This is a genomic window from Alcanivorax sp. 1008 (assembly GCF_020667895.1).
Taxonomy (GTDB): domain Bacteria; phylum Pseudomonadota; class Gammaproteobacteria; order Pseudomonadales; family Alcanivoracaceae; genus PGZG01.
Genome location: NZ_JAFMPS010000014.1, coordinates 1 through 11,594 on the forward strand (window position 1 = coordinate 1; position 11,594 = coordinate 11,594).

Genomic DNA, 11,594 nt, shown 5'->3' on the forward strand with positions numbered 1-11,594 from the left:
ATGCCAGCTACCAGCGAGGCAACAATGTCTTTCAGGGCGAAGCCCAAGGCAACAGCAACAGCGCCGCCAACCGCAATCAGGAACTCCCGCGGAGGCTGCAGCACTCCGACTACCAAGCCGATAGTTCCAAAAATATACAGGGCAAAGCTCAACAGGGTAGAAATCTGCAGGATCAGAAAGCGCCGCGTGGGCATCTTATCCATTAGTTTCTGGCTGAATCTTGTCAGCCCGGTGTTGACCGCGATAATCAGCAAAATCCCTGCGATCAGTAGCACCAGCATGTAGATATTAAATATCTCAAACAGGCTGATCAGGTCATTGATAATGCCGTTATCATCATTCATGGAGCATATTCTTCCTGTTCAGATAGCTGATCACCGTGTTGTACCAAAGCGGTGTGATGCGATAGCGTCCTTCCTTGCTGCGCTGCATAAACTCTGCATCAAGTGCCGACTTAAGTGCATAGCGCACCACATTTTCCTGTTGGTTGGTTACTTTCAAAATCTCTTCGAAAGTGAGATTTTCGTGAGTAACAACCGCGGCATAGACAAACATCAATTTGGGGCCAAGCTTTTCCAGTACCCCGCTTCCAGGAACCTGCGGTAGCCCAACCGTAACAGTGCGCTCACCGGGACGGATAGAGGTGAGCCACATTTCCAGTGCGGTCATGGGAATGCCTCGGCAGCTGTCCCATAGAAGGCTGAAAAAACGCTGCTCCGCATTGCGTAGGTTGCCCGCATCAGGTCCCCGGGAAGTCAGCAGAATATCATCATACTGAAGCTTGAAGCCGCTTAGGTGATTGCGTGACAGGATCAATGAGCGGATCTCATTTTGACTCCAGCGCTTAACCCGGATTGCATTACGCATCTGGTATTCGCGCCCGAAAACGTTACATAAGTAGGCCCAGCTCTGGTTATTGATCGAGACAATCCAGAATAGATTTTCCACTCGCACGTTGGTCAGATTGAGCAGGCCTCGCCAGCCATCCAGATGCCCCACCTCCGCCAGAAACAGGTTTTGGGCTTCATCCAGCATAATGATAGTGGGAGTACGTTCAGCATCAGTACGGGCCAGCTCGCTGGGGCCATCACTCACATCCGTACCAATCAGGTCGCCAATTAGCTTGTACACTGCTTCGCGGCTTGTCGTTTTGGCTGGAATGGTTAGCCGATGAACTATCAGATCCGGCCTTTCCTTGCGGATAAATTTTTCCAGGCGGGCCAGGGCCGCACTTTTTCCGATACCCTTTTCGCCAGCAACCAGCAAGGCGTTTTCATCTGAGCGGCCATCGAGCCAAAGGTCCAGTGGCTTGCGCATTGCGTCCATCAGACCTGTGTCAATTACCGGGAAGTCCATTTCACCGTCACCCTCAGGGGTGAACCAGCGTTCATATTGCTGCGGTACTTCCTCGCTGCTGATTTCCTCGCCATCCTGCTCTACCAGTACCTTGGTGCGCATACGGAACCAGCGCGCGCTGAGGCTGCGATACCAGTCGAAGTCACTAAGCAGCATGTCCAGATACTGCAGCACAAAAAGCAGTATCTGCAGCGGCAGTAGCAAGGTGGCAGACCAGATAAAGCCTCTCGGCGATAGTACCCGTTCGACTATCGGATCAAAGCGCTGAGACAAAAGACGCTTCAGGTTAACCAGATAGTCCTGCCGGCGGACCTTCAGCAATGAAGCAATGGCAAACCAGTTCACCAGCCATGTAGCCAGCTCGGCGACCCGGTAGGTGAGTGAAGGGCCAATCCAGTGATCAATGATATACAGAATAATCCATGGCCAGATCATCCAGCGCGCATGACTGCGGGCATGGTTGGCAAGCTGCTTGTTTTGTTCACCGCCAAGAAATACTCCGGCACCGGTGCTGATACGTAGCAGCAGCCATTCGCCGCTCAGGCTAAGTAGTCCGTAGACGATGTATAGCTCAGCCAGCGGTGCCCACCAATGCAGTAGTGCCGCATTGCTGCCGGAGAAAAAGCTGGTAAAAGCAGTCAGTACCAGCCACAGAAGAATCCAGGGGGCCAGTGGAGCGATACCACTGAACGGTCGCGCCAGCGCTTTCACCCAGCGCTGCTTTGGCGCTCGGGCAATAATCAGGTTGTGGATATTGAGCAGTGTGGCGGTGCTGCGTTTGGCAAGTTTGTGCAGGCCGGCAAAAGCGCCGATGGCTAGCGCCAGAATCAGTATCGTGCTGATCAGATCGCGGTAGCGGCTCAGGCCTTCGCTATCGTCATCCAGGCGCGCCTGCCAGCGCTCATAGATGTCAGCCAGAGCTCTTCGGGCCAACCCATACTCAAGTTGCAACGTGTCTGGCAGGTTATCGCTGGCGGCTTTGTCGTTTACATATTGCAGCAGGGAGGTTTGCCGCCAGTAGTGCCGGTGCTGTACGTCGTGGCTGACAGCAGCTGGCGCAGGGGTGGTATTATCCGTGCCTCCTTCGATAGCCCTGTCTTCGGCCCATACGGAGGCCGTCCCCAGCCAGAACATCATTATTACCACCAGCAGCCTGCTGCAGACCATGTACTCCCTCCGTTGACGTCACTGCCAGCCTCAATCGGCCGCGCTGTGGTGCCATCATAACGCAGCAGCGCCGAATGAGAATTCTTGCTTTACGACCTTCTTCAAATAGTTAGGGAATGGCTATGGCGGGGCTTGTCCCGCCGGGCCACCCTGCTAGAATGCGCCCTCAGCAGCTTTCAGCCGCTGACGCCGCAATAGCTCAGTTGGTAGAGCAACTGATTCGTAATCAGTAGGTCGTAGGTTCGATTCCTATTTGCGGCACCAATAGATAAACGAAAAGGCCCGCATAAGCGGGCTTTTTCGTTATCTGGCTAAATTGGGGGCTGTTTCAGGAGTAGGTGGCTACATTCCCTGAGTCCGGCCATCACGCGCTTAAGTGCTATGCTCGGCATAGGTGTTATCTGATGGTTTGGTGCAGGAGAGCCGCAAGATGAGCAAGATCAAGGGTCCGGCCATTTCCGAGGATACCTTCAAGGTGTCTGGTCATTGTTGTGGGGTGCGCTTTGATCATATCGAGGCTGATCAGGGCTTCCCGTTTCAGTTGACGCCGGAAGCACGCAAGCAGCTGGAAGCGCAGGGCATGAGTCTGCCTCCGCAGAATGCTGCGGCTGTAGGGGCGAAAAAGAATTAACAAGGTATTCCGGTCTGCTTGTGTTACAGTGTGCCGCCAGCGTGGTTAACCAGTCTTCGCGCTGCCTCTCTATTCGCCCTTGTGCGTAACCTCGTCTGCCTTTGACTGGCGCCCCTGAAAAGCAGGTGCGACAGGCCGATGTTTTCTCGGAGTTCCATTTCTGATGTCTTTTGACACCCTCGGCCTGCGTGCCGATATTCTTCGTGCCGTTTCCGAACTCGGCTATACCCAACCAACCCCGATCCAGCAGCAAGCCATTCCGGCAGTGTTGAAGGGCGGCGATCTGCTTGCCGGTGCACAGACCGGTACCGGCAAAACCGCCGGTTTTACTCTGCCCATCCTGCAGCGCTTGATGGACAACCCTCGCACCACCACGGGCAAGCCGGTAATTCGCGTACTGGTGTTGACTCCAACCCGTGAGCTTGCCGCTCAGGTGGAAGAGAGCATTGCCCAATACGGTAAGTACCTGCCGCTGAAATCCATGGTCATGTTTGGTGGTGTTGGCATCAATCCGCAGATCGACAAGTTGCGTCGCGGCGTGGATATTCTTGTATCGACGCCCGGCCGTCTCCTCGACCACGTGTCTCAGCGCACCGTGGATCTGAGTAAAGTTGAAATTCTGGTGCTGGATGAAGCCGATCGCATGCTCGATATGGGCTTTATCCGCGATATTCGCAAGATTCTTGCGCTGCTACCCAAGCAACGACAGAACCTGCTGTTCTCTGCCACCTTTTCTAATGAGATCAAGGCGCTGGCGGATGGCCTGCTGAATAAGCCGGCATTGATCGAGGTGGCGCGTCGTAATGCCACCGCTGACACCGTGGCGCAGAAAGTCTATCCGGTGGACCGGGAGCGCAAACGTGAGCTACTGGCTAAATTAATTACCGACCATAACTGGTATCAGGTGCTGGTATTTACCCGCACCAAGCACGGCGCTAACCGTCTGGCCGAACAGCTGGACAAGCAGGGTATTCCGTCGATGGCAATTCATGGCAATAAAAGTCAGGGTGCCCGCACCAAGGCGTTGTCTGAGTTTAAATCCGGCAAGTTGCAGGTGCTGGTGGCCACAGATATCGCCGCTCGTGGTATCGACATCAATGAGCTGCCGCACGTGGTCAATTTTGAGCTGCCTAATGTGGCGGAGGACTATGTTCACCGTATCGGCCGTACCGGCCGCGCCGGTTGCGATGGTGAGGCGGTGTCACTGGTCTGTGTTGATGAGCTGAAACTGTTGGCTGGCATTGAGCGACTTATCAAGCGCTCTCTGCCAAAGGAAATTGTCCCTGGCTTTGAGGTGGACCCGCGCATTAAGCCGGAGCCAATCCAGAATGGTCGCAATGGCCCCGGTGGCCGTGGTGGTCAGCGTCAAGGTCAGCGTCAGGGTCAGCGTCGTGATGGCGCAGTGCGTGTATCTGCGGATGGCGGTGGTAACCGTCGTTCCAGCGGTAACGGCAATGGCAATAGTAATGGCCAACTTCGTCGCACTCCGGCCTGAAATCTGATCGGCTTTCAGTGAAAATTCCGCGACTGCACCACCAGCTGGTGTAGCGCGGCTTGTTGATCCTCGATGCGTCCTGCAACCAAATGAACAATGCCTTCCGGGCTGCGCTCAACTGTGCCGGTAATCAGCACCAGTGAGCTGCCAAGCAGTGGCCGGCGATACTTCTTCTGCACCGAGTCCCACACCACCACATTACTGTTACCGGTTTCGTCTTCAAGGGTGATAAACATCACCCCCGACGCTGTGCCCGGTCGTTGTCGGTTAGTAATTAGTCCTGCAACCCGGGCCAGCTGACCATGACGGGCGCGCTTCAAATTTGCTGCACTCATGGCGCGGTCGAAGGGGGCAAGATGACGTAGTAATGCCAGTGGGTGGCGGCCTGTTGTCAGCGACAGGGCGCGATAGTCCGCTTGCATGGTATCGAACTCAGAGGGTGCGTCCAGATACACGCCATCGCGGAGGTCCTGTTCATTAATCGCCTGCTGGTTAAATAGCGGTGGTGATTCTTCTACGGCCAGCACATCCCAGTAGCCCTGGTGGCGGTGACCGCTGAGACGTTTCACTGCGTTGGCGGCTACCAGACATTCACGCTCATGGCGGTTCAGATTTGCCCGGCCACACAGATCCTGAATGCTCTGAAAAGGGAGCTGTTGGCGGGCAGAATAAATTCGCTGCGATGCCTTGGTATTGAAACCATCAATTTGCCGCAGGCCGATGCGTAATGCAGGTTGTAGTCCAAGACTCAGCCTGTGCCTGTCTTCAAGTGTGTAGTCCCAATGACTGTGGTCCACATCCGGTGGGCGGATTTCTATGCCATGCCGATTGGCATCCTGAATCAGTTGCGAAGCGGAATAGAAACCCATCGGCAGGCTGTTTAGCAGGCCACAGTAAAATACAGCGGGGTGATGACGTTTCAGCCAGGCGGATACATACACCAGCAGGGCAAAGCTGGCGGCATGGGATTCGGGAAAGCCGTATCCACCAAAGCCCTTCATTTGCTCAAATATTCGCTGGGCGTAGTCATGGCTGTAGCCATTACGGAGCATGCCCTGAATCACTTTGTCTTCAAACTGCATGAGCTTTCCGGTTTTCCCCCAGCTGGCCATGGCGCGGCGTAACTGGTCCGCTTCGCCACCACTGAAGCCAGCCGCCACCATCACCAGCTGAATTACCTGTTCCTGAAAAATCGGCACACCAAGAGTGCGTTCCAGTACACCTTTTATTCGCTCATCGGGATAATCCACAGATTCCTTGCCGTCCCGTCGGCGCAGATAGGGGTGTACCATGTCACCTTGAATGGGGCCGGGCCGGACAATGGCAACCTCAATGACCAGGTCGTAAAACTGCTTTGGTTTTAGTCGCGGTAGCATGTTCATCTGGGCGCGGGACTCCACCTGAAAAACACCGACGCTATCGCCTTTGCAGAGCATGGCATAGGTGGCCGGGTCTTCCGCCGGAATATTCTGCAAAGTGAAGTTATCACCAATCAGAGACAGCATCTTATGAATGGCTGTTAGCATGCCTAGTGCTAATACATCCACTTTCATCAGGCCGAGGCTTTCCAGATCATCCTTGTCCCATTGGATGATAGTGCGATCCGGCATGGCCGCATTTTCCACCGGGACGAGGGTAAATAGTGGTTCATGAGTAATGACAAAGCCGCCGACATGCTGGGAAAGATGGCGAGGAAAGCCCAGTAGTTGCTCGACTAATGACAAGTAGTGACGGGTCAGTGATGTGTCGTGCAGGCCCGCTTCGCGAAAACGTTGTGGCAGCTCCTCCCGTTTATCCCACCAGGCAAGATTACTGCTGAGCTGGTCAAGTAATGCCTGATCGACACCCAGTGCCCGGCCGACATCACGTACCGCGGAGCGCATTCGGTAGCTGATCACTGTGGCAGTCAGTGCTGCCCGGTCACGGCCATATTTTCGATAAATATACTGCATCACCTCTTCCCGTCGGTGGTGCTCGAAGTCGACGTCGATATCCGGAGGCTCATCCCGTTCTCGGGAAATAAACCGCTCAAACAATAGCTGGCTACGTGACGGGTCGACCTCTGTGATAAACAGGCAATAACACACAGCGGAGTTGGCCGCAGAACCACGCCCCTGACAGAGAATGTTCTGGTTGCGGGCATACATGACTATGTCGTGTACGGTAAGAAAATAAGCTTCGTAGCGTAGCTCAGCGATTAGCTGGAGCTCTTTTTCCAGCAATGCCTGTACGCTGTCTTTTATGCCATCCGGCCAGCGTTGTAAGGCTCCCTGATAAACCAGTTGCCGTAGCCAGTCAGTGGCGCTAATTCCTTGTGGAATCGCTTCGCGGGGGTATTGATAGCGCAGCTCGGACAGAGAAAAAGTACATAGCCGGGCAATTTTCAGACTCTCGCTGAGAAGCTCTGCCGGGTAAATTTCTCGTAGTTTGGCAATGGGGCGCAAGTGGCGCTGATCATTAATAAATCGCCGCCGACCCAGCTCCTGTACGGTGCAGCGATGGTGTAGTGCGGTGAGCACGTCCTGCAGCGGCTGTCGTTCCGCAATATGCATATGTACGTCATTGCTGGCTACCAGTGGTAACTCCAGCTGGGTGGCCAATTGCCACAGGTATTGATAGCGAGCGCCATCGTTCTGTTCCTGCAATAGCTCACAGGCAATCCATAGCCTGTCGCCAAAGTGGGCCTTGAGTTTTGCGCCCTGATGGAGATCCTGTGCCATATCAAATGAAGGCAACCACAGACAAAGGCAGTGCTGTATCAGCCGACCGATATCCGCCCACTCAAGATGATACTGACCTTTCTCTGCGCGTCGCCGACCGCGGCTTATCAGGGCGCATAGTTCGCTATAGGCCTGTCGGTGCGGCACTAGTAGCACCATATGTATCGGCGTGTCTGCGTCGGGCTGATTAATCTGCAGCTGGCTGCCGATAATCAGTTTGACTGATGTGGCTTTGGCTGTTTGATAGGCTCTGACCACTCCAGCCATGGAGCACTCGTCGGTAATCGCCAGCGCCTTATAGCCCAGCTTTTCTGCCTGCAAGATCAACTCTTCCGGTTGGCTGGCTCCCCTGAGAAATGAAAATGCAGAACAGCAGTGCAGTTCGGCAAATGACATGGCGGGATTTTCTATGCCTGAGTAGTTCATGGTCAGAAGAAGCCATGCAGAAACCACGGGCCGCTTTCATCCGTGGTAAAGAATACCCAGCAGTGAATTCCAAGAGGGTGGCGGCCAATACGATAGTGACGCTTCAGTCCCTGTTGCCACCATGGTTCGTTTAACTGTCGAGCACCGGGCAGTAATTCCAGAGCGCTTCCCCGCCAGTAAGGCGTGCAATTCCGACAGCGCAGTGGTTGCGGTTGCTCCAGTAGCCACAGGGGAGCGTCGTCAAGTAATGCGGGCACGGCAAACTGCTGACGGGGAGGTGTGCCTAGAGGGTCGTCATTGATGTCGTTGTGTTCCGGTAGATGGCTGTCCGCCGGAGCTGGCCGATACAGTGATAGTCCTGGCAGGTTAGCCAGCTTTTCCAGTAGTTCATCAGCGGCAGGGCGTTCCAGCGATGCAAACAAATGCTCAGGGGGAGCATCCATAGGCAGGGGGCGACCGGTCTGCAAAGTTAGCTTGAGTACTGGTTGCAGAAGATGTTGCCGTTCCAGATGACGTAGCGACAGATCGAACCACTTGGCGGCCTGATGATTGGCGCTGGCACGACGTACCAGCAGGCGCTGGGCTTGTCCGCGTAACGGTAAGAAAAGCCAACGAATCGCTCTTACCTGTTGCTGATGATGCAGCAAATGCTGACTCATTTGCTTGAGCAGCTGCTGCATGGGGTGATGCAGGTGCTGGCTAACAGATACCGGTTCATCAAAAGATAGCGATGCAGTAAATCGTGGCTTGCTGACAATGGCCTGCCGCAGATCTGGCAGATCACCTCGTAGCTTTTCCAGCCAGACCGTAAGGCTCTTGCCAAAGCGGCGTTGTAGTGCATTTGTGGGCAGAGTGAAAATATCGCCGAGGCGGCGCAGGCCCGGGCCCAGAAGGGACTTCTTTAGTGCCGGGGGTAATGGCAAATCGGCAAGCGGGTGTTGCGCCAGTAGTGCCAGCATTTTTTGCCGGGTGTTGGCTTTATCAACATGGTGTGTGCGGTGATCAATAACCACGGCGGCCCGACTTTGCGCCAATGGGTAGTGACTTAGCAACTTGGCGGCAACAGGGGTATGGCCCAGACCGATCTGGTAAGGAGACTGGCTAGTGAACTGACCCCGCAGCTGTGCGATCAACGAATCGACACCGTGAAACAGGCGCAGTGATGGGCCAATCTCAAGCAGCAGGCAATCACCATCAATGCAGATCATTGGGGTGTAACTCAGTAGCGCCTGCGCATGGCGAGTCAGCAGGGACTGTTCGGCCTCGGCGTGGCGAGGGTAAATCTGCAGGCCTTCACATAACGCCAATGCGGTGCCGGGCCTCATGCCCGGTTGCACCCCCTGATCTGCCGCCGCTGTATTTACCGCCACCAGCCTGTGCTGATCGCGGATGGCACTGGGCTGAGGCGACTGTAATGCCGCTGCGTCTATCATCAGCTGCGGAAAACGCAGCGCCAGCCACAGGCTCATTGAACAGGCTCCGACTGGACATCACGGCGTTCAGAACGGCAGGTTCTGCAGGCCGGGGCGTGAGGGTGCCGGGCGCCTCCAGGCAAAACGACTATCCGGGTCCTGATAGTTTGCACCGCTGTCGCTTTTTGCCGGGATGGTCTGCTCGCGTTGTCTGGCTGGTGCCGGCATGTCGCGACTCGCGGCCAGTGGCTGACTGATGCGTGGTGGTAGTAGTGCCAGATTGACCTGTTGCCCACCCCAGCCACCAGGCTGCTTGATCACATCTACGGCCAGATGAGCCGGTGGCTGCATGCGCAGACGCAAGCGTAGTACCGCTGGAGAGGGGCGATCCGCCTGATTGACTGGACGTACTGCGATCAGTAGGCAGCGGCCTTCGCGCGCGGCCAGATGCAGGCGGCGCAGGGCAATCTGGTCGTCCATGTTCTCTGGTAGCCAGACCATCAGAGTGCTGACTGCGCCGCTGGCCAGGGCTTCATGGCAGGCCTGCAGCAGGGTGTCGTGGCGTTCGCTGCGCATGACTAGCAGCCGATGGCTTTTGATGCCCGCCTGTTGCAGGGTGTCAGCGCGGGGGCGGGCCGGCGGGTTGGCCAGAACCACCAGGCCATCCAGACGACCTGCCATGGCCGGCAACATCAAGCGCAGGGCCTGTGGGCAGGGGGCAGCGCATAGTAGTTCTACCAGACCGGCAGCTGGCCAGCCGCGCAGATGCAGAGTGTTGTTGAGATTATCAAAGCCACTGTCGATGGTTTCTTCGCAGGGGGCCGCAGGGCGCCCACGCCAGATACCAGGGCGCTCAAGCAAGCTATCCAGAGAGGGGGTGTGGTTGGCGGCAGAGGTAAGCGGAAGCATGGCGGCACCTGTACATAGGGTCAGTACAGGAGAGAATACTGTTCATCTGGACAGTATTGCAAGTGTTGTGTTGAAAACCAGCTCTAGCCTCCGCGGTGACGAGCCTCAAGCAGGCTGGCCCGGCCATACTGGCTCTCTGCGGCCAGCTTGCGGTAGCGGGCCAGCAGTTCACTGCTGAGTAGTTCCAGTTCTGTTTCAATGCGCTGCCGGCGCTGTTGGTTTTGCTGATCCAGCAGCTCAATCTGCTCGCGCAGTTGGTCATGGGCAAGGGCAGCCCCTCCGGGAAGTTGCTGCTGCTCGGCCAGCAGGGTTTGCCGGCGGTTGAGAAGGGCTTCCAGTTGCTGGCTGATTTCTGCGCGCTCCTGAGTGGCATCGGCCTGACTGTTACCCTCTAATTGAGCGAGGCGCTGCTCCAGCATTTCCTGCTCTCTTTTCAGCATGGTCAGAAATGGGGTGATGCGGGCTTGCTGGGCGGAGTTTTCAAATGCTGTCCGGGATAGCTGCTGCAGTTGTTTTTCAAGGCAGTGGCGTTGTTCGCTACTGCGGGCCAGAGCGCCAAGTTCGCTCAAGAGCTGGCTGTCGGTATTGTTGATCATCTGTTTGAGCATCTGGCTTTGCGCCGCCCGGCTTTCATCCAGACGGGTGCGTAGCAGCTGCTCAACCAGACGATCGGTGGCGCTGCGCAGTGAGTTGACCTGCTCTGCATTATTGAGGATCTGACCCTGAACCATGTTGTAGATGGCGAATGCTTGTGCCAGCTGCCCCTGCTGGCGCAATTCAGAGGCTTGCTCCAGCAGGCCGCGCAGGGCTTCCGGGTCGGCCCCATAGCGTTGTCCGGTGCGCAGTAACCACTGCGCTGCCCGCTGCGGATCCCCTTCGAGTCGGAAAGACTCCGCCAACAGCAGGGAAGCTTGCACCGCTACGGTGCTATCCAGTTCGATGGCGCTGAGCAGCTGACGTGCTTCGATAAACCGTGATTTGCTCAGGTACTCAGCTGCGAGAGTTAATCTGGCCCGGTTCAAGGCCACGCGATCAACGGCCCCCGCCGTCCCGGGAGGGGCTGCCAGATATTGCTCCAGCACGGTTTGTCGATCTGTTAGATCATCCTGAGTCAGTGCTTGCAGTACCTGACGACTTTGCGCATGACTGTGTACTGTTTTGCTGGTTTGGCACTGCTCTTGCTCTGCCGCCTGAGCAGGCTGCATTAGCAGGCAGCTGCTGAGCAGCAAGGATAGGCAAAGGCTGTGATGTGACATGGCGGATAAGTCTCCCCGGCTAAGTAGCTTTATGAGCTGCTTGAATTTTTATTGCACTGTTATAGGGATTTTCAGAAAGGTTAGGTGCGTGTTGCATCACAACAGTGAGAAATTGACCCCCTCGCCTGAGTCGACTGATCAGTAAAACCCATGAGTGCTGGGCTGTATCTGTCTGGCGATGACAAAAAATGCCGGCAAATGGAAAAACAACATACTTATTGT

At 55.7% G+C, this 11,594-nt stretch carries 7 protein-coding genes, 1 tRNA gene and 1 pseudogene; 3 read left to right on the forward strand and 6 right to left on the reverse strand.

All coding sequences use genetic code 11. The annotated features are described in order from the left end of the window. A pseudogene (locus J1C54_RS13300) lies at positions 1 to 344 on the reverse strand (mechanosensitive ion channel); the annotation flags it as partial. After that, positions 337 to 2,523 (reverse strand): ATP-binding protein, encoded by a 2,187-nt coding sequence (locus J1C54_RS13305; RefSeq protein WP_229148699.1) that lies wholly within the window; start codon positions 2,521 to 2,523, stop codon positions 337 to 339. The pseudogene J1C54_RS13300 and the gene J1C54_RS13305, both read right to left, overlap by 8 nt. 188 nt (positions 2,524 to 2,711) lie before the next feature. Between J1C54_RS13305 and J1C54_RS13310 the strand changes: the two genes are divergently transcribed. From J1C54_RS13310 to J1C54_RS13320, 3 genes are all read left to right on the forward strand, one after another. Further along, positions 2,712 to 2,787, forward strand: a tRNA-Thr gene (locus J1C54_RS13310). A gap of 166 nt (positions 2,788 to 2,953) precedes the next feature. After that, positions 2,954 to 3,154 (forward strand): hypothetical protein, encoded by a 201-nt coding sequence (locus tag J1C54_RS13315; protein WP_229148700.1) that lies wholly within the window; start codon positions 2,954 to 2,956, stop codon positions 3,152 to 3,154. Between the two features lie 163 nt (positions 3,155 to 3,317). Then, a complete protein-coding gene (locus tag J1C54_RS13320) occupies positions 3,318 to 4,649 on the forward strand; it encodes a DEAD/DEAH box helicase (protein ID WP_229148701.1) in 1,332 nt (443 codons plus the stop codon). 14 nt (positions 4,650 to 4,663) lie between these two features. On the opposite strand, the gene J1C54_RS13325 is transcribed toward J1C54_RS13320, so the two are convergent. From J1C54_RS13325 to J1C54_RS13340, 4 genes are all read right to left on the reverse strand, one after another. Further along, the gene (locus tag J1C54_RS13325) at positions 4,664 to 7,822 is read right to left on the reverse strand and encodes an error-prone DNA polymerase (protein WP_370635662.1); all 3,159 of its coding nucleotides are present in this window, start codon (positions 7,820 to 7,822) and stop codon (positions 4,664 to 4,666) included. Then, a complete protein-coding gene (locus J1C54_RS13330) occupies positions 7,798 to 9,264 on the reverse strand; it encodes a DNA polymerase Y family protein (protein ID WP_229148702.1) in 1,467 nt (488 codons plus the stop codon). Before J1C54_RS13330 ends, J1C54_RS13325 begins: the two co-directional genes overlap by 25 nt. Positions 9,265 to 9,294: 30 nt before the next feature. Continuing rightward, positions 9,295 to 10,116, reverse strand: a complete 822-nt coding sequence (locus J1C54_RS13335; protein ID WP_229148703.1) for a hypothetical protein — start codon at positions 10,114 to 10,116, stop codon at positions 9,295 to 9,297. Positions 10,117 to 10,199: 83 nt separating this feature from the next. Next, a complete protein-coding gene (locus J1C54_RS13340) occupies positions 10,200 to 11,372 on the reverse strand; it encodes a hypothetical protein (protein WP_229148710.1) in 1,173 nt (390 codons plus the stop codon). Positions 11,373 to 11,594 lie beyond the last annotated feature (222 nt).